Raw genomic sequence first — 24,493 nt, 5'->3', positions numbered from 1 at the left:
CACGATTAGCTCGCGGCCGTGAGATGAGCAGTCGCCTGCCTGAGGCAACGACCAAAGCCCGCCAGCAATCGTGAAAGGTTCCACTGTGCTCATCTAGAAATTGCCATAGGAAATCAGCAATCAGACCGCCAGATAACCGCCGTCGACAACAAGTGTCGTGCCCGTCACGTAAGTCGACATATCAGATGCCAAGAAAAGCGTTGGGCCAACCAATTCGTCAGGCTCACCAAACCGCCCCATCGGAATACGTGCGAGGAATTTCGCCGCTCGCTGGGGATCATTCCGCGTTGCGCTGGTCATCGGAGTGTTAAACGTTCCAGGAGCAATTGCGTTCACGCGCACTCCGTCCTTGGCCAGTTCCTGTGCCAAGTTCTGCGTGAACATGCGCACGGCTGCTTTGGACGTCGAATAGCTGACCGAAGTGGCAGTCGAGACAAAGGATGCGATCGACGCCATGTTAATGATGGACCCCTTCGTGGCGCGAAGGTGTTCAAGAAAAGCGAGCGTGACATTCAAGGTGCCGTCGAGATTAACTTTCATTGCAGCGTCCCACGAGGTGCGGACGTCGGGGCTGTCGATCGTATTGCGCGGGCAGATCCCGGCATTGTTTATGAGCACTGAAACCTGGCCGATCGATTCTGCGACCTCGCGGGCAAGCGCGACACATCCGTCGGCGTCAACAACGTCCAGCGCCCATGACCAGGCGTCGCCACCGCGATCTTTGATCTCTGCAGCAGTATTTGCAGCAGCGTCGCCGTTGATGTCAGTCGCAATAATCCGAGCACCTTGGGCAGCAAGGCCGTGAGCGATTGCCGCTCCATTGCCTTGTCCAGCACCGGTGATGAAAACAATCCGATTCTCAAGTAGCACGAGTTTCTCCTCCCTCATGTCCGCCATGTTGGCGTTGTTGCTATGTAACGAATAGATTCGGTGATAGCAAATTTTCTATACAGCATTTTTTGAAGTCTCGACAAGAGCCGGGTTCTGGCACCGGTCTTGATCGCGACGCCGATGTTTGAAAATCGTTTCAAGTTTTTGCGTGTTCTAAAAAGGGATATGAAATCAGAATGCTTTGCGGACTGACGTAAATTACATCAGCCAAGGCTTCTACGTGAGATAGTGAATGAACCCCCTAACGGGTTCATATTACACGCTACTCCAATTCTCAGCAGAGAGAGACCTTCGGCATCAAAATCTCTTCCAGGTTGTCGTTTCTAACGTCCCGCCAACCGGCCTCTGCGACTTTTCGCGACCTGGAAGGAGGCTGTCGACGAGGAGCTAAAAATATTACATTGACAAATGGCTTCGTTATCACAGAATATCCTTGGGTGGCAAAGGGCGTGATATTGCTCTCAGGAAAGCGTATGGGAGTGCGCTGCCGCTGGAGGAAGGCGATATTTATCGCTATTAAATTTGGGAGGAGACCGCGTGCCTAGGACTGCGGATATTTGTGCGTGCGCACATGATCATCAAAATTTTCTCGAGGTCGACCCGGACGCGGATGCAGCGGAGGGCGGTCGTCATGTCGTTAACTGACAATCTTCTTGAGATGGATGGGGTTTGCAAAGTTTTCCCCGGCGTTCGGGCCCTGCACGAGATTACATTCGACGTCAAACCAGGTGAAGTCCACGGTCTTGTCGGCGAGAACGGCGCCGGTAAATCGACACTGATGAGCGTTGCGTCCGGGGCGCTTGTTGCCGAAGCCGGCATCGTCAAGATTGCGGGAGAAGAAGTGCGAGGCAATCCTCAGCTCGCGCGCGATCTTGGGCTGGCAATCGTTCGCCAGGAACCTTCGCTGATGCCGGACCTTACGGTCGCAGAGAACCTGTACCTTGGCCTGCCTGCATCGAAACGCCCTCCTTTATCGTCCACTGTGCGATGGGCCAGCCAGCTTTTGCGACACTGGAGCAGCGACGTCACGATAGACGTGCGCGACCATGTCGCAACTCTCAATCCCGAGCACCGCTTCATTGTCGAGATTGTCAAAGCGCTGGCCTGCGAACCGAACGTGCTGGTTTTGGACGAGCCGACAGAGCATTTGGCCGCCGAAGATGTCAGCCGCCTGTTTGGCCGGATTAGAGAAGTAACAGCACGCGGCGCAGCAGTTATTTATATTTCCCACCGCATCCGCGAAGTGCAGGCAATTGCTGATCGCGTAACCGTTCTGCGCGATGGCGAAGGCCAAGGCACGTTTGATGCAAAGACGCTTTCGGAAGACAAGATCGTTTCCCTGATTGTTGGGACGTCTCTCGACCGGGCCTTCCCTGAAAAGGCGGGATTGCGTATCGGAGAGCCGATTTTCGACGTTCAAAACTTTTCAGGTCATGGCTTCTCTAATGTCTCGTTGAATGTACGGCGTGGCGAGATCCTGGGCTTGGCTGGCATCGATGCCAACGGCCAACGGGAGTTCATGCGTGCCCTGGCGGGGTTGACCACAGGTCATGGTGTGCTCTCGATATCGGGCAAGACAGTCGATATCACCTCGACGAAGGACGCCATGAGGGCCGGGATTTCGTACCTGCCTGGCGATCGACACCGAGAAGGCATTTTTCCTGATCTCACGGTACGCGAGAATTTTTCTGCTCGAAGCCCTGCTGCCGACACTCTAGGCGGCGGGATCGTCAACCTTGGCTCGGAAGAACGGCGTGCTCGTGAAGCTGTCCATCGGTTTTCCGTCAAGACACCGAGCATTGAGACACCAATTCGATCATTGTCAGGAGGCAATCAGCAGAAAGTTGTGCTGGCCAGCGTGCTCGCATCAAATCCGTCCGTGCTTCTCGTCGACGAACCTACCCAGGGCGTCGATGTCGGCGCGCGCGCAGAGATCTACAAGGTCCTGCGCGATACAGCCGCTAAAGGCGTCGCCATTATCGTCGTTTCTTCTGATGCTCAGGAAGTGGCTGGGTTGAGCGATCGCGTCGCAATCTTCTCGCGCGGTCAGGTCGTTGAGATGCTTAGCGGAGACAAGGTCGGCGAAGACAATATTACTTCGGCTGTTCTAAAATCGACCAGTCAACGAGACAAGGTTCATCGGCAAACAGGTGCGTTCTGGAAATGGGCTGCGGGCGATGCGGCGCCTCTGGTGATGGTCGCAGCTGCGATCCTAATACTGGGCACGGCTGCAGCCTTTTGGAACCCGTTCTACGTTTCACCCAGAAGTCTGGCTGGCATGATGACGTTGATTGCCACGCTTGCCCTCGTCGCTTATGGACAGCAACTGCTGATGCTCGTCGGTGGCATAGATCTGTCGGTCGGGCCATTGATGGGGCTTTCACAAGTCGTGGCTTCCTTCTTCCTCATCAAGGGTATGCCATTTGAAATGCAGTTGACTGGTTGGGTGCTGGTAATTGCCGTGGCGGTCTTGGTGGGTATCATAAACTGGGTGCTGGTTGAGCCTCTGAAGCTCCATCCCATGATTGCGACCCTTGCCACTTTCATGGCCGTGCAAGCCGTCGCCCTCCTGCTTCGACCGGTGCCCGGAGGTATGATTGACGGAGCGGTTCTTTCCACTCTCTCAACCCGCGTCGGTTTTGTCCCCGTGACATTCCTGGCAGCAATTGGACTGGCGTTCCTGTTGGAGTTTTTTCTTTACCGGTATTCCGTTGGTGTTTCCCTCCGCGGCCTTGGATCTCGACCAGAAGCGGCCCGCGTAGCCGGTGTAAATCCCCGGAAGATGCGCCTTCTTGCCTATGTAGGATGCTCTGTGTTTGCAGGCATCGCGGCCATCACGATGATGCAACAGGTCGGAATTGGTGACCCTCGCTCTGGCCTCGGCTACACGCTGTCCTCGATCGCGGCGGTGGTGATTGGCGGGGCGAGCCTCTTCGGCGGTCGTGGATCTTTCGTTGGGGCGTTCCTTGGAGCAGTGTTTATCACCCAGATAAACGCAGTGACCTCGTTTCTCAGCCTCGATCAGGCTTGGCAGTCCTACCTGCTGGGCGGCCTCATCCTCGCGTCGGTCGCACTTTTCTCGAAGAGCAGACAGAAGGTCGTTGCGACATGAACAGTACAACAATGGAAAAAACGACCATGACGTCTTTTGAGCGCGTCAGTACGAAAGTAAGCGAGTCGGTGAAGCATGAGTTTGCATGGATTTGGATTGGCGCTGTCGCAATCTTCATCGCAAGCGCCATTCTAGCTCCAGGAACGGTTCGAGCGGCGTCTATCTATTCAATGCTGCCTTTCGCCGGCATCCTCGCGATCGTAGCGGCGGGCCAGACTATCGTCATCCAGCAACGCGGTCTTGATATGTCGCTTGCCGGAATGATGACAATTTCCGGGCTCCTACTTGCCAAGCTGGGCTTCATAACCGGATCTTTGCTGATCGCTGCGCCGATTACGTTGGTTCTTGCCTATCTCTTCGGCGTGTTGAACGGTATCTTAGTGTCGCGGGTCAACATCACACCAATCGTCGTCACGCTGGCGACGAATGCTATCCTGCTCGGTGCGATCCGAACACTATCTGGAGGCAGCCCGATGGCGGCCCCGCAGGAATTGGCGGCTTTCTCGCACCAGACGGTGCTCGGTATCCCTATGACCCTGGTTCTGGCCCTGCTTTTTATCGCCTTTATCAGCTTTGCCACAAAGCGGAGCACATTTGGGAGACGGTTCGTCGCTGTCGGTGCCAACCCCGCCGCCGCTTCCGCAGCCGGAATTCCGATCCTTCGCTACCAAGTAGCAACCTATGGCATCGCAGCGGTGTGTTTCGCGGTAGCGGGCATGCTGTTCACGGGCTTTATTGGCTCTGCTTCACAGACTGCCGGCAATGATTACCTGCTTCCAGCAATCGCTGCTGTCGTTGTCGGCGGGACGCCGTTCACAGGCGGACGAGGGAGTGTCATCGCAAGTGGCGTAGCGGCACTTTTCATGGTGCAACTGGGGCAGATGGTCTTGGCGCTCGGGGCGGGGACCGCCGTCCAGCTACTGGTTCAGGCTTTCGCCATCATTCTGGCAGTCACCATTCGACACGTTCCTGGCCTGCTGCGCCGGGCGTGAGTGACGACCACCAAGTCTAAGATCCGTTTGCGCTGACCACCGGGACATTGCCGGGCCTGCTGCGGCTTATCTGCTGGTTCGTCATCGATGCCAGGTCAAGAGAAACATTTGAAGAGGCATGGTCCATCAGATCATCGCCAAAAAGGGAGGAATACATGCCTAAGCGAATTCTGGGGGCCATGATGGCCTCCGCCACAGCGTTCTGTGCTCTTGCGGCAACCGCGCACAGCGGGGATTTCGTCTACACCAACCAACACGCTGACATTACCAAGATGTGCGGTACAAAGCCGACGCAGGTGGCCCTTATCGATGGCCAGGGAGGCGACACGTGGCGGAAGACCGCTCTTGCCGAACTTCGGGATGAGGCCTCGAAATGTAACAACATTACCGATATTCAGTACACGGATGCCGGCGGCGACGCGCAAGCCTATAACTCGGCGATCAACGCCTACACCGCCCAGGGATTCGATATCATCATCGCCTTCACCGACTTCGGCGACGCCGCCATTCCGGCTTATCGCGAAGCGACCAGCGCCGGGGTCATCATGGCTCCTTACTTCAACAATCTCGGCGGTGAGATCGGCGTGGATTATTCGGTCAACACCTACGAAGATGCCTTTACCGAAGGTAAAATGTTCGGGGACTGGGTGGGGAAAACAGTTAAGGAAGGCAACACTATATTCCTCGGCGGCATTCCAGGTGCGGCATCCTCGACTGCCTATTTCGAAGGCTACAAAGAAGCGTTGAAGAACTATCCCAGCATACAGTTGCTGGATGAAAACTTCATCGTCACGAACTGGAATCCCGCTGACGCGCAACGCGCAGTAACTGGGCTCATCGCGCGCTATCCCAAGATCGATGCCATCGGTGCGGACTACGGCCAGATCAGCTTGGCGGCTGTCAAGGCGTTCGAGCAAGCCGGCCTTGCGGTACCAGCGATGGCGTATCCTGGGACCAACAACGAATACAGCTGCAAATTTATTGACCAGAAAAAAATCGGCAAGGCCTGGAAGCAGTTTGCCGTGAGTGGCAACACCGCAGACATCCGGTTTGCCCTAAGAGCAGCGCTTGCGAAATTCCAGGGCACGGAAAACAACGAGCCACGCGCTGCTGTCGCCTACACCTTTTCCGACACAGAAGCTGGCCTTGATCCGCTTTGCGACAAGAACGCGCCCCCGGATGCCGATCTCGGATCGTCGCTGCCGCGCGAAAAGCTGCTCGAGCTTTTCAAGCACTGAACGACCCACGTACGGATGACTGAGCAACACACGACAGGCATTGAAAATGACGCTGCCAAAATATCATCAACTCCCGATCGACCCGTCTAAACCCCCACGTTCCGCTTGGGGACTTTGGGGCGACGAGGATCAACTCGGTTCGCTGAACCTCTTGGGAGAGGAGCAGGTTCGCCGAGCTAAAGACGCAATCAAGAGCTTCGAAACCTTTTCTCTAAATTGGCACCTGGAAATGCCAGATCCTCCGCTTTTTGGGCGCCATGCCCTCAAGCATCACCCGTTTCCGATTGAAGTCGGCTTCGACGATTCCTACGATAACTTTTCGACCCAGGCCTCGACGCAATGGGATGCTCTTTCTCATATCGAGCATCCTCAATACGGCTCCTATAATGGCCGTACCCGCGAGCAGCTTTCTGTTGCAGGCGGCGCCCATAACGGCATCCATCACTACGCCCGCAAGGGCATTGTCGGTCGAGGCGTCCTCCTTGACGTAGCGACATTCCTGGCAGAGCAGGGGCGTCCCGTCGATTGCAGCCAGCGGCGGGACTTTACAGTCGCCGAGCTTGAGGCGACCCGAAAATGGGCGGGCATTCAGTACGAGGTCGGCGATATCCTTGTCGTGAGAACTGGCTGGATTGGCTGGTACGAGCAAGCGGATCGGGCAATCCGTGTGGAAATGGCGGAAGGCACGCCTAAGACACCTGGCCTAGCCGGCGGCGAAGATATGGCGGAATATCTCTGGAACAGCCACTTTTCGGCCGTGACGTCCGATTGCCCAGCCGTCGAAGCTTGGCCACATGAACTCGAGGTCGACAAATATCTTCATTTTCGCCTGATCCCTTTGCTGGGCTTCGCGCTCGGCGAGATGTGGGACGTAGAGGCCCTTGCGCGCGCATGCGCGCTCGATCGACGGTACGACTTCATGGTCACGGCTGCGCCTTTGAACAAACTGGCTGGTGTCGGCTCCCCGGGGAATGTGCTGGCCATCCGATAGGAGCCATTGACCTACTCAACACTGACATCGGGAGGATGTCGGGTCGGGGTGATTTACCATTGGATGCGACGTCCGATGCGCTTTTCCAAACGTCGCACGGGAGGAATGAACAATGTCAAAATTCAATATGTTAAATATTACCCTGGTGACTGCAGTGGCATCCGTTGGGCTGTCGATACCGGCGCTGTCTGCGGATTTCGGCAAACTCGGTAAGGGCGCAGACATTGCCACGATCTGCGGCGATAAGCCGGCCAGTGTCGCAATGGTCGACGGATACGGCGGAAATACGTGGCGCAAAATCGCCATCGCCGAAGTAAAGGACGAGGCGGCCAAGTGCCCGAACATTGAGCGAACGGCCTATTCCGACGCTGGCGGTGATGCACAGAAATACAGTAGTGATATCAACAGCTTCGTTGCGCAGGGGTATGATATCATTATAACCTTTGCCGATTTTGGCGATGCCGCACTTCCCGCGTATCGCGCCGCACTGCAGGCCGGCGTGGTTGTTGTTCCTTATAACGCTAAGCTGACAGGTACACCCGGCGTCGATTACACGGCGAACCCGCACCAGGAAATGACTGAGGTGGGCAAGGAGATGGTGCGCTGGGCCGGGAAGAATATCAAGAAAGGAAACGTCGTGTTCCTTGGTGGATTTCCAGGCGCTGCAACGTCTCAGGCAATCATGGACGGAATTCGTGAAGGCATCACGGATTATCCAGACCTTCGTCTCCTCGACGAGAACTATGTGGTGACAAACTGGAACCCGGCGGACGCGCAAAAAGTCGTCGCGGGCCTGATCGCCAAATATCCGCAGATCGATGTTGTGATGTCAGACTACGGCGTCATTTCGCTTGCGGGTATCAAGGCCTTCCAGCAAGTCGGCCTAAAAGTTCCTGCACAGACCGTTCTTGCCAGCCAGAACGACATTAACTGCAAGTATCTGGCCGACAAGGCAGCGGGCAATGGCTGGGACTACATGTCGCTCGACAGCACGATCACGATCGTCCGTTTCGCACTGCGGCAAGGCCTTGCAGCATTCGAGGGCACGAAGCTTGATGAAACCACCAGACTAGTGCCCCTGACTTATGTCGACAGCTTCAAGTCGCAAGATCCGAAATGCGATGGCAATGCGCCCCCGGACGCCGACTTTACTTCGCTTCTATCACAGGAAGCGCTGATGAAGGCGATCAAGTAGCCGTATTGCCCCTGGCGCCGGAAGGCCGCGGCCATTCGGCGCCCCAATGTCCGCGAGTTACACGCTCGTGTGGCTGCAAAAAAAATTACAAAAAGGGAAGAACAATGATCATCCGCAGTGGCCTGATACGCAATCGCGATGGCATCGATTTCGGAACCTTCACGGAGCACTGGCGAAACGTCCACGCGCCACTCGTCGTGAAGATAGATGGGCTTCGGGCATATTCGCAAAACCACGTTCATGAACGGCTACCCTCAAACAGCGGGTCCGGGCTCCACCGCGTCGACGGAATCTCGCAGCTTTACTTCGATGATATCGAGGCAATGAAAATCTCCATGGCTTCCCAAGAGCAGCAAGCCTGCATCATCGACTTGCGTGGTTTTCTCAGCGACGTCACGCTGCTGATACAGGAGGCCGGCGATTTCAACACCTTTGGGCCTGCCACCTTACCGATCAAGCTGCTTTATCTTCTGCATTGCAACCAGAGCGACGTGCAAGAACTTGCTGGGCGCATTGGGTCCGTGATGGGCGAAGCTGACGCCAGCTGGAAATTTCGAATTAACCCGATCATCGCTCGAGACGTTGTGGTGGACCATACAATTTCTGCAGGGGAGCAGGTTGTCGATCTGGTTATGGAGGTCTGGGTTGAAAATAAGAGCGATGCTCAAGCTGCCGCTGCCTTGGTCAAGGAGAGCAGTCAAATCGGCGTCGTGGCCGGGTTCGAGGTCGAGGAAGTCGTTGTCTTGCCACAACAGTGATCTGTTCGAATTAGGAGGAGGAGCGAAACAATGAACAAGGTAATCGCAACGGGCATCATCGAAGGCGAAGGTCCGGTGGTGAAATCGGATGGCAGCTTCTGGGCCGTCGAAATGGCCGCAGGACGTGCCTGCGTGTCGCGTGTCAGCTACGCCGATGGGATCGTGCCAACCATAGAGGTTGGTGGTCGACCAAACGGAATGACGATTGATGGCAACGACAGGTTATGGGTGGCCGAGGCCAGGCATGGTGCCGTAATCTGCTACGATGTGGACGGAACGATCGTTCGGGAGATCAAACATCCGACGAAGCGGTTCTTGTGGGCAAACGACCTGCGATTTGGACCGAACGGTCTGCTTTATCTGACGGATTCCGGGATACTCGACACCACGTATATCACCGGCATTTCCATTGACCCAGCTTACCGGAGCTTCGACTACGAGGGTTGTATTTTTGAAATTGATCCGGTGGCAGGAACTGTGCTCAGAGAGATTGATGCCGGCATGAAATTCGCCAATGGTCTGGCATTTAATGCCGATGGTTTTCTGTTCGTCAACGAGACGCTAACCGGAAACGTCTATCGCTATGATCTAAGCGAGGTTGATCCGATCCGACGTCCGTTTGGTAACGTCTACCAGACCGGCGATTTCCCGGAATGGGCTGGGCCGGACGGTATGGCGTTCGGCGCTGATGGAAGGCTTTATTGTACGATCTATGGTCAGGGCGGCATCTCGGTCCTCGACTTGACCGGGAAGCTCGTTGACGTCATCAAGACGAACGGATCGCGCACGACCAATATCGCCTTTATTGGCAATACGTCGACCGCTATCGTAACTGAGGTCGAGCACTCGGCCGTGGAACTCGTCGAAATGCCGTGTTCCGGCTTGGCATTGCATCGGCCACGCCTATCGCTCTGATCTGAAATATAAAGCCTCACCGTGCCGACAACCTTTGCGGACTTTATCCGCAAAGGTTTGTGGCGGTTACCTCAAGATCGTAACCCCAGAGCTATCACAGGATTATGGTGGGCAAACCCCTGCTTTGCGGCCCGTAATCTCGTCAGTCAGTAGAAATATTAGAATCTCAGCAAATCATCTTAAGCGGCCAGCGCGGCCCTGCGTTAATAACCTACGGTGAAGCGCTGCTTCACATGTCGTGGCTTTTCCAGTTCATCCACCAACGCAACCGAGTAGTCTTCGAACGAGATTGCGCTCTTTCCATCAGTCGTCAGGAGTTCGTCCATACCCAAACGGAATTTGCCTGTGCGCTCACCCTGACTAAATAGTGCAGACGGCGATAGAAAGGTCCAGTCTAGATCTGTGACAGTTCGAAGATAGTCCAGGAATTCCCCTCCTCTGGCAGCTTCGGCCTTGAAGGCATCGGGGAATGATAAGGTTTCGCTGAGTTTTTGACCGGGCGCGACCTCAAGGCTGCCCGCACCACCCACCACCAGGTAGCGGCTGACGCCAGATTTTCTAACGGCGTCAACCAGTTGAGAAGGTTCACTCCCGACAAATTTGACCGAGCTGATGACCGCATCGTGATCCTGGAGGATGTTCGCAAGTTCGCCAGGCTCGAAGATATCGCCCCTCCTTTTTGTGACGCCTTGTTCGTCGCGTATAGCATCCGGTTTGCGCGCAACAGCAGTCACCCTGTGTCCGCGGCTGACCAGCTCTTTTAGGATGGCTGATCCGACCCTGCCCGACGCTCCAATCAGCGCAACCTTCGCCATGTGCTTTCCTTCGATGTCATTGCATTGCGCACTTGCATGCTCTGTGAGGACCGACCTCGATCAGTCGGGCGTTATCGAGCCGGCACGATTTGGGAGCGGCATTCGCCAAAGCCAATGGTAGCGTAGCCGTCCCTTCGACCACGCGCTTGCAAGATCACCTCGTCACCATCCTCCAGAAATCTCCGGGTTTCTCCTGAAGCGAGCTCAATCGGATGCTTGCCTCCCTCGGTGGTTTCGAAAATGCTCCCAAAACCGCTACGATCTGGCCCGGATATTGTTCCCGACCCCAGAAAGTCCCCGGACCGTAGGTTGCAGCCGTTGACTGTGTGATGCGCAATCATTTGCGCCACGGTCCAATACATGTGCCGTGTGTTGGAAATTGATAGGCGGTGCGCAGGCAGACCCTTTTCCCGCAGACCGGGTGTAAGGAGAAGTACTTCTAGCTCGATGTCAAAAGCGCCCTCCGACTGATCCATCTCATCAGTGAGATAAGGAAGCGGCGCAGGGTCGCCATCCGGGCGCTTGGGCTGTGCGATGCGAAACGGAGCCAGCGCTTCCGGCGTGATTATCCACGGCGAGATCGTGCTACCGAAGCTTTTTGAGAGAAACGGTCCGAGTGGCTGATACTCCCAAGCCTGAATGTCTCGCGCAGACCAATCATTTAAGAGACAAAAACCCGCGATACTCGAGCTGGCATCGCCAATTGATATAGACTCGCCCTGATCATTGCCGGGACCGATCCAGACGCCGAGTTCCAGCTCGTAGTCAAGCCGCTCCGTGGGAGCGTGACGGGGCATGTCAGCGTCTGGAGCCTTGAGTTGCCCCATTGGCCGTCGGGTCGGCACGCCGGATGCTCGGATGGAGGATGCGCGGCCGTGATACCCGATCGGAACGTGCTTGTAGTTGGGAAGCAGCGGGTTTTCCGGACGAAGGAGCTTTCCGACATTTGTCGCGTGATGAATCCCAACATAGAAATCCGTGTAGTCGCCAATCTGCGCAGGGACATGCATCGTGACTGCTGAGACGTGGTGAAGACATCTCTCGACGCGATCCTTCTCTACAGCCCCCGTCGAAAGAATTTCGGACAAACGTAGGCGCAAAGCGCGCCGCGCGCTCTCGCCCAGTTTGAGGAACTCATTCAGCGTTTTTCCGGACGCCGCTTCTGCTGCTTCTGCAGCTGAACCTGAAAAAAGGCCGGCAGCAAATCCGACGAAGATGTCCAGGACTTTGTCACCTATCCTGATCCCTCCCCGAGGCTCTGCCCCTTCATAGCTGAAAATGCCGATCGGCAGGTTTTGGATCGGGAAATCGGATCCGATATTTGCACTTTCAACCCAGCTCTTGAGCTTCGGGTCATGTGTCTGATCAATCTTATTCATGATACTCAACGCTTTGTGGGATCAAAATGCTTGGTGAGGCGCTTGCCGTAGGAGCCGTAGTCGCTCTGAAGCGAGGGCGTCTCGGCTGCAAAGGAGGTCACTTTTTGTGGGAAGCGTGTCTCAAACATGAATGCCAATGTACCCTCAAGCTTGTGGGGCTTTAGTTCGGCATTGCTAGCCTTCTCGAATGCATCCATGTCCGGACCGTGTGGGAGCATGGTGTTATGCAATGAAATGCCACCGGGGACAAAACCACCACCTGTCTTTGCGTCATAGACGCCGTAAATCAGACCCATGAATTCGCTCATCACATTCATGTGGTACCATGGCGGTCGGAACGTGTTTTCGGCTACCAGCCAGCGGTCGGGGAAGATGACGAAGTCGATATTCGCTGTCCCTGGTGTCTCCGATGGCGACGTCAGGACTGTGAATATCGAAGGGTCCGCGTGGTCGTAAAGAAGCGGGCCGATTGGGGAGTATCGGCGAAGGTCATATTTGTAGGGCGCATAGTTGCCGTGCCAGGCGACAACGTCCAGCGGAGAATGGTCAATGTCGGTCACCCAGAGATTGCCGCACCATTTGACGAACATTTTCGACGCCGCGTCCTTGTCCTCGTACGCGGCAACGGGCGTCAGGAAGTCGCGTGGGTTGGCCAGACAATTCGCACCGATCGGCCCACGTTCAGGGAGGCTGAAAGCACCACCATAGTTTTCGCAGATATAACCGCGCGCCGGACCACTGATCAGTTCGGCCCGGAACTTAACCCCACGAGGAATAAGTGCGATCTCGCCCGGCTGCGCATCTATGATGCCGAACTCTGTCCACAGCCGCAGGCCGCCGAACTCTGGAACGATCAGCATCTCGCCGTCGGCGTTATAAAAGTATTCGTCGACCATTGAGCGTGTCGCAAGATATACGTGAGAGCCCATGCCAGCTTGGCTGCCGGCGTCCCCGGCGGTCGTGATTGTCCGGATACCTTCGATGAAGCTGAGCTGCTCCTCAGGCATGGGGATCGGATCCCAGCGCATGGGCGCAATCGGAACGTCGACTTCGTGTGCGGGGGCCGTGCGCCACAAGCCGATATCGACCTTTTCGAACCTGCCCCAGTTGGCGACTGTCGGACGAATGCGATAGAGCCAAGACCGTTCATTGGTAGTGCGGGGTGCCGTAAAGGGGGAACCGCTCAATTGCTCGGCATACAGGCCGTACGCGCATTTCTGGGGCGAGTTTCGGCCAATAGGCAAAGCGCCTGCAAGTGCCTCGGTTTCGAAGCCATTGCCGAAACCGGACATGTATCCATCGTTTGCGGCGATAACGCTTAACTTTTCTGTGGCTTGGAATACAGGATTCTGGACATTCATGATTGTTCCTCCTAAATCTAGTTACAAACGTAACTGTCCTTTTTGTAACTATCAACGATGGCAATGCTTAGACTTGAAAATTTCCTTCCATACCGTCTCAACAGGCTCGCCTCTCGGGTTTCGACAGAATTCCGGGCGGTCTATGGGCCTTACCACGACCTAACGATCCCCGAGTGGCGTGTCCTTGCTACACTCGGCCAGTTCCATGAGATGGGCGCCAGTGCAATCGGTGCACATTCGGCCATGCACAAGACCAAGRTCAGCCGCGCAGTCAGGGCTCTTGAAGACCGTCGTTGGCTCAGTCGCCGATCCCGCGAGGAGGACCGACGAGAGGAGGTACTGTCCCTGACCGTCGCGGGCCGCCGCGTCTATGACGATGTGGTGCCACGAGCCATCGCATTCGAAAAGCGGATACTCGACGCTACCGGAACTGACGCCGACCGGATCTTGCTCTTGCTGACGAAACTGGAAGCTGCTCTTGAAGGAGAATAGTCATGCCAAGTAGGCGACTGACGCAGCGCAGTCGTGTTCACGCTGCATCGTGCGTCACCCCGAGATAGGCGGCACGAACCTTCGGATCGTGAAGAAGCTGCTGCCCCGAACCTGACATCGTCACTCTACCTGTTTCGAGGACATAGGCTCTGTCGGCGATGGCCAGTGCCATGTTGGCCATCTGCTCGACCAGAAGGATTGTGATGCCGGCTTTTCGCAGTGACACGATGATGGCGAAAATTTCCTGGATGATCTTCGGCGCGAGACCGAGTGAAGGTTCGTCCAGCAGCAGCAACTTCGGTTTGCTCATTAGTGCGCGCGCGATGGCCAACATCTGTTGTTCACCGCCGGAAAGCGTCTCGGCAAGCTGCCCCTTGCGCTCGCGCAGTCGGGGAAAGAGTTTGAACTGTTCTTCGATTTCCGCTTCGAGATCATTTTTGGAGAGATTACGGAAATAGGCGCCAAGCGTCAGGTTATCGTAGATTGACTGATCAGAAAACACCTGACGACCTTCCGGCGACAGCGCCAGGCCGCGCGCCACACGAATGTGAGGCTGGACGCGCGTGATGTCTGCGCCATCGAAATGGATCGCGCCCGCCTCGGCCGGCATAAGGCCAGCAATTCCCTTGAGGAGCGTACTCTTTCCTGCTCCGTTTCCTCCGACAATCGCGACGACCTCGCCCGACTCGACCTTAATCGATGCGCCGCGAACTGCGGTAATTGGACCATAGGCCAGGGTAACGTCTTTGAGCTCCAGCATCGCAGGTCTCCTATGCTGCTTCAACGATGGCGCCAAGGTAGGCTTCCATCACGCGGGGGTCGGATTGAATCTTGTCGGGCCTTCCTTCGGCAATCTTCTGCCCGTAGTCTAAAACGACCACATGGTCGGATATCGCCATGACCAGATCCATGTGATGTTCGATCAGGAGGATGGTGACCCCTTCTTTTTGGATCCGGACCAGCAACTCACCTAGCTCCGCCGTCTCGTGTGGATTCAAACCGGCTGCCGGCTCATCTAACAAAAGGACTTGGGGTTCAGACGCCAGCGCTCGGGCAAGCTCAACGCGCCTTTGCAGGCCATAAGCAAGACTTCCTGCAGGAGAGGCCGCAAACTGGGTGAGGCCGGTGAATTGCAAGACGTCGTTGACCCTTCTCAGCGCCTGGGCTTCTTCTCGAGTCGCCTTCGGCAGGCCAAGGAGCGAAGAAACAAACCCATTCTTCATGCGCGAGTGCTGGCCAAGCAGGACATTTTCGCGCACGGACAAGTCCTGAAATAGTCGAAGGTTCTGGAAGGTCCTTGCCACACCGCGACGGCAGATATCGTGGACCTTGTGGCCAGTTATATCCTCGCCCAGGAATTCGATCTTGCCCCGATCGGCTCTAATGATGCCAGTCAGCATGTTGATAAACGTGCTTTTTCCAGCCCCGTTCGGGCCGATCAAAGCGTGGATGTGGCCCGTTGTAAGCTTCACAGATACGTCCTTTGCGGGGACGACACCGCCAAAAGCTTTGTTCAACGACTCCACTGTCATCAGGGAGGTGCCGGGCTTTTGATTGCAGCGCGTCGGGAGCTTAATTGAAAGGTCGCTAGCAGGAAGTATTTTGGAGCTACCCTCGGCAGCATGGTGTTCGCGGGTTGAACCGAACCGGAGCTTGGAAAGGACCCCCGCAAGACCCTTGGGCATGGCAAACAGGGCGAATAGCAGGAGAGCGCCGTTCACGAAATGCTCCGCCCAGGTCCATCGAGCCAGGACTGCCCCAATGATAACCAAGCTTACTGCTCCGAGAAGAGGCCCATAAAGCGAGCCGCTACCGCCAAACAGAACGAGCAGCAGAATGAAGATCGACAGGTTGAAGTTGATAAAGTCGGAATTGATGTACTGGTTCTGCTGGGCGACCATCGCACCAGCAAGCCCGCAAGTCACAGCCGCAATAACAAAGGCGAGCACTTTATAGCGATAGACTGGCACTCCCACCGCCCCAGCGGCGATCTCATCGGCCTGAAGCGACAGGAACGCGCGTCCAAACCGCCCGACAAGCAGGTTTCTTAGCAGTAGATGGGTGACAAGGCAGAGAGCCAGGCCGAACCAAACCCACTGAAGTGTTGTAAAAGGCACACCCCTGAAAGTCAGCGGCTGGATGGCATAGATGCCCATAGCGCCACCAAATATGTCTGAACCCTCCGCCACCAGCTTTTCGATGACAATCCCGAACGCCAGCGTTACCATTGCAAGGCTCGGACCCCTGACGCGTAGCGAAGGAACGGCGATCAATACGCCAAAAATCGCGGATACGACGCAGGCGAGCAGAAGCGATGTCCAGGGTCCGAAGCCATATAGTGTCGTCAGCAATGCTACCGTGTAGGCACCTGCTGCAAAAAGCCCCGCCTGACCAAGCGATTTCTGCCCTGCAAAACCCAAGAGGACGTTCATGCCTGCGGCACAGAGAAAGTAGATGCAGATCATAAAGAGGGTGCGTAAGTAGAATTCGTTCTGGATGAACGAAGCAGCACACGCAAGTAAGACCGCGAGGCCGACGGCTCCAATCAGATGTCGCATACGCTTAAACCTTGTCGATTGCGGCATGTCCGAACAACCCTTGCGGGCGAACTGCCAAGACTAGAATGATGAGGCCAAAGACGACAATCTCCTTCCACTGGGCCTGCCAAAGGCCGACAGCGGACTCGAGAACACCGAGAATAAAGCCGCCATAGATACAGCCACGCGGATTGGTGAGGCCCCCGATGATAGCGCCTGAGAAAGCCTTGAGCGCGAAGGCCAGTCCCATGAAGAGCGAAGCGGATGCGATAGGCGCAATCAGGACACCGGCAAGTCCTGCAAGCCCGCTCGACAGAGCGAACGCACCGATCATCATGGCACTGACATTGATGCCCATTAGGCTAGCGGTCTGTGGGTTGTGAGCGACCGCCATCATCGCTTTTCCGATCTTTGAGCGGCGCATGACAAGATCGAAAGCCACCATGATGATTATGGCAGAGACGAGGACGAGAATCTCTTGCGGCCTGACACCGGCACCCGCAATGCGCAACACATTGTCGCCAAGCGGAGACGGCACCATTACCGGAGCCGGGCCCCATATGGTCAATCCGATACTTTGCAAGATGACGCCAAAACCGATCGTGCTCATAACCCAGTTCATGCCTCGCTTCCCGGCAAATGGCCGAACAGCGAGCAGAAAAATGAGCACTCCCATTCCCCCAGCGATCAGAGTCGCGATGATCGCAGCAACCGGATAACGCCATCCAGCCGCCGCTTCAGCGGGAACGGCGGTTAGGCCACCAGCCAAACCTGAAAACGCAAGGAGCGTTGCAACTCCGATGAAAGCCCCAAAGGAGATGAACTCGCCCTGGGCGAAGTTCATCGTCTTGGTGGTTGTAAATGTGATGCTAAAGCTCAACGAGATGAGTGCGTAAACACCGCCGATCGCCAGGCCACTAACAAGTGTCTGTATATAGGTTGCTAGCATGACCGCTCCAAAAATGATCTATCGGGATAGGCGCGATTAAGCCCTCCGTTATTCCTCGAAGTCGGAAGGCTTCAGAGCTTGAACGGTTTCGTCGGAATATGTCGCGAGCTTGCTGTCCTTCCAGTGCGTCCACCGATAGTCCGACGCCGTCAGAGCTTCGTGCTGGTCGGCTGTGAAGGGCTTCTCGTAGGTCTTCATCACGCCTTTGACGGGAGCCTGGAGGTTATCAAGGGCTTCGCGCAACTTGGCGCCGTCCGTGTCGCCTGCCTGCTTTATCGCAGCGGCCAGGATGAGCGTTGCGTCATAGCAATGCGCTGCGAAACTGAAAGAGCTTTTCGACTTCAGGTTTGGCGCCAAGCGGTCGTAAAGCTTCTGCTGATCTGGTGTGCGATCTTCCGTGATCGTACGCATGAAGATTGGCCGCTCTGCGAGGGTCTTACCGGCAGTGTCGAAAAAGCTTGCATTATCGGCCGCCCACGAGGTGAGTGTCACCGGCGAATAGTCGATCTTTTCCATGCTGCGCAGCAACTGCGCTATCGGGGTACCTTGCGCCCAGACGAGGACTGTATCGACGCCCGCAGCCTTCATCTTGCTGAGCTGGGATGTCATATCGGTATCGTTCACGCCGAATTTCTCCGTCGCTACCGGGATTAGACCCTTCGCTTCAGCGAGAGCAGTCAGGTCTTTGAGACCGCCTTGGCCGTAGCCAGTTGTTTCAGCAAGGAAGCCGACATTTTTGGTGCTAGGCCGGTTCTTCGCATAGGCAACCATGCCCGCGATCTGCGCCCGATCGACCATCGAGACGCGATACATGTAATTGTCGGCTCCAGGCATCGCTTTGGTGATATCCGTTGCCGAACCCACACAACCGAGCGACGGATTCTTTCGCTGGTTTGGAATGTGTTTCCAAGCGAGGGCATTACCGGAGTTTGTGGGTCCAAAAACAGCGACGACCTCTTCGCTGTCGATAAGATCACTCATGTTTTGGATAGATTTTGGCGGTTGAGACAAGTCGTCTCGGATCACAAGTGTGAGCTTTTGGCCCAGCACGCCTCCCGCAGCATTGATATCCTCGATAGCGGCCTGGATGCCTTGCACACCCGCCTGTCCGCTCTGTGCCGACGGTGATGCCGAAAGGTCACCATTGAACCCGAGTTTGATTTCTTGCGCAGATGCCGTCGCCGCTGCCAATGCGCTCGTCAAAAGCGCCGCATTAAAGAGACTGTTTTTCATTGTCATTGTTCTCCTCCACTTCAAAAAAGCAGTGTTTCATCGCCGAATTTTGAGGCGCGGTATGTGTGGAGATCATTGGCGTGACGAGATACCTCGCTATTCGCAGCCATTTGAACAAACGTTCAAACGGCAGCTCTCCTCCATTCACCGTTGCTCCTCCAAGCTGGCGTCCTCCTTCCCGCTGCTGCAGCGGGCGAGTTTGACCAATACCTCATGACGAATTGATTAGCAATAGACAAACAAATTGGAAGTTTTCACTGTGCAGTGAGTGTTAATTCTATGAGAGGTATCGCGAGTAACTTATTGATTGTGCGGTATTTTTATACCGAGTCCCCAAAATTCTGGAAACCGGGAGGGCCGTAGCGCTCAAACAGAAAACAGCATGATTCTCGAGTGGACCACGAGAATTTGGGAGGCTGAACGAAAGTTGTTGAGGAACGAAGAGATTTGCATATAGCCTCACAACGAGGAACGATTGCACGCGATCGGAGGAGGAGAATTCGATGGAGAGGTCATCTCACCAGAACATCAAGGTCTGGATTTTGCGTCTGGGAGCAACACAAGGCGATGTTGGATGGTTTCTACGCGGGCGAAATAGTTCGACCGTGTCTGACCCTTTCCCCACGCACGAGCGCCGCCGCATGTTGATGTTTGCGATGCTGATCGCACATCCTGACGCTGGCCTGGTACTTTATGACTGCGGGTCTGCACCTGATCCTGCCGTTGCTTGGGGGCCGGACTTTGCTGACGGCTTCCCTTGGATCGAGTATACGGATGAGCATCGTTTGGATCGGGCGATTGAATCGACAGGGAACAGCATCAAAGACGTCAAAGCGATCGTCCTTAGCCACCTCCATCTGGATCATGCCGGCGGCCTTCAGTACTTCACTGGCACAAGCATTCCGATTTATGTCCATGAAGACGAATTGCGCCAGGCATTCTACGCGGTCGCGACAAAGGAGGATTACGGCAATTATCTTCCTGATTATCTGTCGTTCGAACACAACTGGCAGCCGTTGACCGGTTCAACCGTCGAGGTTTTCAAAGGGGTGACGTTTCATTTGCTGCCCGGGCACGCAAACGGTCTCATGGGACTTTTGCTGGATCTGACGAATTCAGGGCCGATCTTTTTCACGTCGGATCAGTGCGTGTTCCTGGGAAATTTCGAAGCGTCAGAGCCACCTGGCTGGGGAATGCGGAATCAGGATGCGTGGTTTTCCTCGAATAGAAGGTTGAAGCGCATTGTTGAAAACAGCAAGGCCCGTGTCTTTTTCGGTCATGACGAGTGCAACCTCGCAAACTTCGACTGCGCGCCACACTTCTACGACTAGTGGCGAAACGACATAGCGGGCGGGCATAGCCTTAAATTTGCTAATACCGAATGTATTGACGATAAACGGATATCGCGGTACCTCTTCCTCTAGGTCCGCAAGCGAGAACACGCCCGTAAGCGGGAGGTCATTCATCCTGTTTCCTTACTGCGGCGATGGTCCTTTGGCCGGGAAATATGGTGCGTTTTTGAGCAGCTCTGTAAGGCAGTCACTGGCGTCGCCCGCTTCTAGGTCCAACCCCAAGATCTGCTGCCCTGACGGCGGTGGTTCGAAAGAAATGACAACAGGAGAGGAAGTCAGCATGGTCGGGAGACATGGAATCGTGAGATCACCTAATCGCGTAACGGCTGCAGCGAAGGTGATGGGCGCCGCCGCCTTGTTCATAGGATGCGTATGCCTCAATGCATCTGCGTCCTGGGCACAAGAGCATACGCCGCACGCGTCCGCAACGCCTTGGCCCGGCGGAACGTGGACGCCTGGAGAAGCAATTTTCGGCGCGAAGGTCGAGACACAGACATCGGTTCGCATGAACGACGGCACTGTCCTGAAGGTCGATGTCTCTTACCCGACCGACCTCAACACGGGCGAACGGGCGAAAGGGCCATTTCCTGTCCTTCTTACGCAAACGCCTTATCTGAATACGAAGCCGACCGCAGGCGACTACTTTGTAAAGCGGGGCTATATTTTCGCCACCGCCTATGTTCGCGGCACCACTTCATCTGGCGGTGAATTCGGATTTTTCGATCAACGGGAAGCAAAAGACGGAGCAGAACTTGTTGCATGGGCTGCGTCACGGCTCGAGAATTCAAATGGGGTTGTCGGGTTACATGGTGGATCTTACGCCGGTATCAACCAGGTTCTGACCGTCGCGGAGCTTGGTGCAAACTCGCCGGTTAGAGCGATAGCGCCCTATTGTATGGGAGCAGAACTATATCGTGAGCCGTATTTCGCTGGTGGGATTCCGTCGCAGACGTTGAATTTTCAACGTGTTATCGGAAGCGCAATGGGCGGCAAAACCGCACCTACAGGCGTCACTTTCCTTGAGGAGGTAACGACCGGAGGCTCTCGAGCCTATGATGGCACGTACTGGCAATTGCGCACTGTTGGAAACCTTGTACAGAAAGTCGCCGATACTGGTGTTCCGGTCCTGCTTTGGAGCAACGAAGGCGATATTTACGCGCAGAGTTCTTTGGAGCTCTACGCCTATCTGCAGAATGCCAGTCAAAAGCTCCCGGTTTTCGGTCAGATGGCGAAAAGCAAGCTTCCGTCAGGCCGGTATCAGATCGTTATGGGGCAAGGTGGGCATTGCGAGAACGAAGATGATCGCATTACGCTTGAATGGTACGACACTTGGCTGAAGGGCGCCAAGACCGGAATGGCAGACACGAATGCACCGATCCACGCGCATGAAATGATCTCGAACCGCTGGTTCAACACAGGCGCCTATCCACCGGTCAGCACCTACACCTCGTACTATCTCTCAGCCGACAGGACATTGTCTAAAGACGTTCCGGCGACGCCGAGCCGCGACGGAATCACTTGGGCACAGCCAGGCGCCGGCAGCATACTCCAGTTTGATTCCCCGGCTTTCGTGGATGGCGCCACACTAGCCGGCCCGATCAGCGCATCTCTCTTTGCTTCATCGAACACAAAAAACCTGGAACTGATCGCAACTCTGGAGGTGGTCGACGCTGATGGGGCCGCTACGAGGATATCATCAGGTACAGTGCTCGGCAGCTTATCCGAAAACGACCCTGACCGATCGTGGTTCGATACCAAGGGTCTGCCTGTTCGGCCCTATGGCGCTTATGCCGTTAATAAGCCGGTTAAGCCGGGCGAAGTAAACAAATATGACTTCGCCGTGTCGGCACGTTTTGCCGCTATTCCCGCGGGCAGCAAGCTTCGGCTGGTTATAACAACGCAAACGCCTTCAGACAAATGCGGGCCGCCGCTCGGTCTTGATCCATGCTTTCCCACCGGTCCTCAGGCAGCGTCACTGGCGGGGGGCACGACGACGCTTCATTATGGACCTGAAACCGCCTCGGCGATTAATCTTCCTCTCGCGCCGGCGGAATGCTGGGTATCGAGTGACAATCCAGGAATACCGTTCTGGAAGAACGATCCTGAGTTGGCGGGCGAGGGGCCTTGTCAGGTGCGGTCTAGATAATCCCGCCATATTCTTCAACGATAGATACTGCCCGGCTTTAGTCAGTGCCCCCGGGCAGTATCTCGCCGCTTAGACGATCGCCTTGGGAATTAGTAAATCTCTTGATGCCCTCTCCAATCGATATAGCCTTCATGATGATGCTTCCAACACAGGTTGTCGAAACGTACTTTCACCGCGTCGACATGCCCGCCTGAGTGATCAAAGATTACGATTTAAATTGATCTGGGTGAGCGGAAGCGACAGCAGGAATTTGCGCGAGGGATTTATATAGACCGGCCGTTCGTGGCCACGCTTCTAGATCAACATCCCATCGTTGCGCATTATAAGCCTGAGGGATCAAACAAATGTCAGCGAGTGAGATTTGATCGCCGTGGCAAAACGCGCCCGTTTCCGGAGTATCCAGCATGCTTTCAAACGCCGTAAGGCCGCGCTGAATGAAGTGCTGCATCCATGCCTGGGTTGTAATCTGACCGTCTGAAGCATCTACCGCGTACTTCGCGACAGAGACGTTGCAGATCGGATGGAGGTCCATCGAGATTGCGTAAGCAAGAGCACGCACACGGGCACGCTCCATGGCGCCATCGGGAAGCAGGTTGGCTGCTTTCGTGTCATGGAGATACTCCAGGATTGCCAGCGATTGCGTGAAGATCCGCCCATCAAGGTCAAGCGTCGGCACGAAACCTTGAGGATTGAGCGACAAATATTGCTCTTCTCTTTGCTCGCCCTCCAAGAGATTGACAGTTTTTGTCTTGAACGGAATCTCCGCAAGATTGAGCCCGATTCGAACCCGATAGGCCGACGATGAGCGCCAATAGTCGTACAAAAGAGCCGGCATTTTAGCCTCCAATGATTGCTTCCAAGGCGAGAGCTTGACCTCCCAGAATTTGACGGTATGTTTGTTATACGCGAACTCGTTTGTCAAATACGACTTCGTTCCGTCGTTATAGAGGCGTCCCGTCTGAGCAAGAATTGGACATGAATTTTTGCGTTGGGATGCTTCCCTCTTCATCTACTTGCCCCCGGGATTGTCACCAACGGCACTCAGAGGGCGTCTTCTGACCAGTTAATGGGTTGGTCGACGGCTAGATCAAGTAGCCAAAATCGAGAACAATGCAGGAGAAACACCAATGGAAAAGAAGTTCGCATCGCAGGGCGATCTCACCGAGAAGAAAGTCACTTTCAGCGAGATTGGCAGAGATCTTTACGCGTTCACCGCAGAGGGTGACCCGAATTCAGGGGTGATCATTGGCGATGACAGCGTGATGGTGATCGAGGCACAGGCTACGCCACGCCTTGCCAGGAAAGTCGTTGAGTGCATTCGGTCCGTGACAGATAAACCTATCAAGCATGTCGTACTCACCCATTATCACGCTGTGCGAGTTCTCGGGGCGTCGGCATTCGGTGACACAGAAATCATTATGTCGGATATAGCCCGTTCGCAGGTGGAAGAACGCGGCAAGGAGGACTGGGATTCTGAATTCGGGCGCTTCCCGCGCCTGTTTGAAGGCCACGAGGAAATTCCTGGTCTAACCTGGCCCACCACAACCTTTTCAGGTAAGATGACCGTGTATCTCGGCAAGCGCAAGGTCGAGATCATGCATCTAGGTCGCTCGCACACCGCCGGCGACTCAGTCATCTGGGTTCCGGATGAAGAGGTGATGTTCACCGGTGATATCGTCGAATATCACTCTGCATGTTACTGCGGTGACGCACACTTTACGGACTGGCCCCGCACCCTTCAGGAAATTGCTAAATACAGTCCGAAAGCAATTGTACCGGGCCGCGGTGACGCTCTCGTTGGCCATGATATGGTTGCGAAGGCAATCGCCAGTACGACAGACTTCCTTGAAAGTACTTATAAACCTGTTGCCCAAGTCGCTGCGCGTGGCGGTAGCCTGAAAGAGGCGTGGGATGCGTGCCGGGCGGCCTGCGATGAAAAGTTCGCCAAATATGCGATCTACGAACATTGCCTCCCGTTCAACGTTGCGCGCGCTTATGATGAAGCACGTGGTATCGACACACCCCGCGTATGGACTGCAGAGCGTGACAAGGCGATGTGGGAATCTCTTCACGGATAAGCTTTCTTGCTTCGGTCACGCCCTACGGCGTGACCGAACTGGTGCATCTGACATGTCCA

Annotated in this window: 20 protein-coding genes; 11 read left to right on the top strand and 9 right to left on the bottom strand. The window is 55.4% G+C overall.

Annotation, left to right across the window (positions count from 1 at the left end; translation table 11 throughout):
* Window positions 1-120: 120 nt before the first annotated feature.
* The gene (locus tag AB4Z23_RS18180; protein WP_441360453.1) at window positions 121-870 is read right to left on the bottom strand and encodes an SDR family NAD(P)-dependent oxidoreductase; all 750 of its coding nucleotides are present in this window, start codon (window positions 868-870) and stop codon (window positions 121-123) included.
* Window positions 871-1,522: 652 nt separating this feature from the next.
* Between AB4Z23_RS18180 and AB4Z23_RS18175 the strand changes: the two genes are divergently transcribed.
* From AB4Z23_RS18175 to AB4Z23_RS18145, 7 genes are all read left to right on the top strand, one after another.
* On the top strand, window positions 1,523-4,003 hold the full coding sequence (locus AB4Z23_RS18175; protein ID WP_441360452.1) for an ATP-binding cassette domain-containing protein: 2,481 nt from the start codon (window positions 1,523-1,525) through the stop codon (window positions 4,001-4,003).
* Window positions 4,000-4,995 (top strand): ABC transporter permease, encoded by a 996-nt coding sequence (locus AB4Z23_RS18170; RefSeq protein ID WP_441360451.1) that lies wholly within the window; start codon window positions 4,000-4,002, stop codon window positions 4,993-4,995. Before AB4Z23_RS18175 ends, AB4Z23_RS18170 begins: the two co-directional genes overlap by 4 nt.
* Window positions 4,996-5,150: 155 nt before the next feature.
* Window positions 5,151-6,233 carry a substrate-binding domain-containing protein gene (locus AB4Z23_RS18165; RefSeq protein ID WP_441360450.1) on the top strand — a complete coding sequence of 361 codons (1,083 nt, stop codon included), beginning with the start codon at window positions 5,151-5,153 and terminating at the stop codon, window positions 6,231-6,233.
* Window positions 6,234-6,279: 46 nt separating this feature from the next.
* Window positions 6,280-7,224, top strand: a complete 945-nt coding sequence (locus tag AB4Z23_RS18160) for a cyclase family protein (protein ID WP_441360449.1) — start codon at window positions 6,280-6,282, stop codon at window positions 7,222-7,224.
* Window positions 7,225-7,336: 112 nt separating this feature from the next.
* Complete coding sequence (locus AB4Z23_RS18155; protein WP_441360448.1) at window positions 7,337-8,419, top strand: substrate-binding domain-containing protein; 1,083 nt, start codon at window positions 7,337-7,339, stop codon at window positions 8,417-8,419.
* A gap of 104 nt (window positions 8,420-8,523) precedes the next feature.
* Window positions 8,524-9,177 (top strand): EthD family reductase, encoded by a 654-nt coding sequence (locus AB4Z23_RS18150; protein ID WP_441360447.1) that lies wholly within the window; start codon window positions 8,524-8,526, stop codon window positions 9,175-9,177.
* Window positions 9,178-9,207: 30 nt separating this feature from the next.
* Entirely contained in the window at window positions 9,208-10,092 is an 885-nt protein-coding gene (locus AB4Z23_RS18145) for an SMP-30/gluconolactonase/LRE family protein (protein ID WP_441360446.1), read from the top strand.
* Between the two features lie 203 nt (window positions 10,093-10,295).
* Here the strand turns inward: AB4Z23_RS18145 and AB4Z23_RS18140 are convergent, their stop codons facing one another.
* The 3 genes from AB4Z23_RS18140 to hmgA form a co-directional block, all read right to left on the bottom strand.
* On the bottom strand, window positions 10,296-10,907 hold the full coding sequence (locus tag AB4Z23_RS18140) for an NAD(P)-dependent oxidoreductase (RefSeq protein ID WP_441360445.1): 612 nt from the start codon (window positions 10,905-10,907) through the stop codon (window positions 10,296-10,298).
* Between the two features lie 71 nt (window positions 10,908-10,978).
* Window positions 10,979-12,286: a fumarylacetoacetase gene (gene fahA / locus AB4Z23_RS18135; RefSeq protein ID WP_441360444.1), complete on the bottom strand. Its 1,308-nt coding sequence runs from the start codon at window positions 12,284-12,286 to the stop codon at window positions 10,979-10,981.
* 5 nt (window positions 12,287-12,291) lie between these two features.
* Window positions 12,292-13,647 carry a homogentisate 1,2-dioxygenase gene (hmgA, locus tag AB4Z23_RS18130; protein ID WP_441360443.1) on the bottom strand — a complete coding sequence of 452 codons (1,356 nt, stop codon included), beginning with the start codon at window positions 13,645-13,647 and terminating at the stop codon, window positions 12,292-12,294.
* 63 nt (window positions 13,648-13,710) lie between these two features.
* Here hmgA and AB4Z23_RS18125 point away from each other — a divergent pair, with 63 nt between their 5' ends.
* On the top strand, window positions 13,711-14,139 hold the full coding sequence (locus AB4Z23_RS18125) for a MarR family winged helix-turn-helix transcriptional regulator (protein WP_441360442.1): 429 nt from the start codon (window positions 13,711-13,713) through the stop codon (window positions 14,137-14,139).
* Between the two features lie 37 nt (window positions 14,140-14,176).
* Here AB4Z23_RS18125 and AB4Z23_RS18120 read toward each other — a convergent pair whose 3' ends face one another.
* The 4 genes from AB4Z23_RS18120 to AB4Z23_RS18105 are packed head-to-tail and all read right to left on the bottom strand — an operon-like array spanning window position 14,177 to window position 18,858.
* Window positions 14,177-14,899, bottom strand: a complete 723-nt coding sequence (locus tag AB4Z23_RS18120) for an ABC transporter ATP-binding protein (protein ID WP_441360441.1) — start codon at window positions 14,897-14,899, stop codon at window positions 14,177-14,179.
* 10 nt (window positions 14,900-14,909) lie between these two features.
* Window positions 14,910-16,697, bottom strand: a complete 1,788-nt coding sequence (locus tag AB4Z23_RS18115) for a branched-chain amino acid ABC transporter ATP-binding protein/permease (RefSeq protein ID WP_441360440.1) — start codon at window positions 16,695-16,697, stop codon at window positions 14,910-14,912.
* Between the two features lie 4 nt (window positions 16,698-16,701).
* A complete protein-coding gene (locus AB4Z23_RS18110) occupies window positions 16,702-17,625 on the bottom strand; it encodes a branched-chain amino acid ABC transporter permease (protein ID WP_441360439.1) in 924 nt (307 codons plus the stop codon).
* A 48-nt stretch (window positions 17,626-17,673) separates the two neighbouring features.
* Window positions 17,674-18,858 carry an ABC transporter substrate-binding protein gene (locus AB4Z23_RS18105; RefSeq protein WP_441360438.1) on the bottom strand — a complete coding sequence of 395 codons (1,185 nt, stop codon included), beginning with the start codon at window positions 18,856-18,858 and terminating at the stop codon, window positions 17,674-17,676.
* A gap of 503 nt (window positions 18,859-19,361) precedes the next feature.
* On the opposite strand from AB4Z23_RS18105, the gene AB4Z23_RS18100 reads away from it, so the two are divergent.
* Together AB4Z23_RS18100 and AB4Z23_RS18095 are read left to right on the top strand one after the other, a co-directional pair.
* Window positions 19,362-20,189 (top strand): N-acyl homoserine lactonase family protein, encoded by an 828-nt coding sequence (locus AB4Z23_RS18100; protein ID WP_441360437.1) that lies wholly within the window; start codon window positions 19,362-19,364, stop codon window positions 20,187-20,189.
* Between the two features lie 526 nt (window positions 20,190-20,715).
* Window positions 20,716-22,356: a CocE/NonD family hydrolase gene (locus AB4Z23_RS18095; RefSeq protein WP_441360436.1), complete on the top strand. Its 1,641-nt coding sequence runs from the start codon at window positions 20,716-20,718 to the stop codon at window positions 22,354-22,356.
* A 205-nt stretch (window positions 22,357-22,561) separates the two neighbouring features.
* Here AB4Z23_RS18095 and maiA read toward each other — a convergent pair whose 3' ends face one another.
* Window positions 22,562-23,191, bottom strand: coding sequence for a maleylacetoacetate isomerase (maiA, locus tag AB4Z23_RS18090; protein ID WP_441360584.1), 630 nt, complete (start codon window positions 23,189-23,191; stop codon window positions 22,562-22,564).
* Window positions 23,192-23,483: 292 nt separating this feature from the next.
* On the opposite strand from maiA, the gene AB4Z23_RS18085 reads away from it, so the two are divergent.
* The gene (locus tag AB4Z23_RS18085) at window positions 23,484-24,434 is read left to right on the top strand and encodes an MBL fold metallo-hydrolase (protein ID WP_441360435.1); all 951 of its coding nucleotides are present in this window, start codon (window positions 23,484-23,486) and stop codon (window positions 24,432-24,434) included.
* The last annotated feature ends 59 nt before the right edge of the window (window positions 24,435-24,493 follow it).

Origin of the sequence: Agrobacterium sp. MCAB5, from assembly GCF_052114365.1 — a bacterium.
Classification (GTDB): Bacteria; Pseudomonadota; Alphaproteobacteria; order Rhizobiales; family Rhizobiaceae; genus Agrobacterium; species Agrobacterium tumefaciens.
Note: the sequence above shows the minus strand (reverse complement) of the source record. Positions and strands in the feature narration are given on the sequence as shown.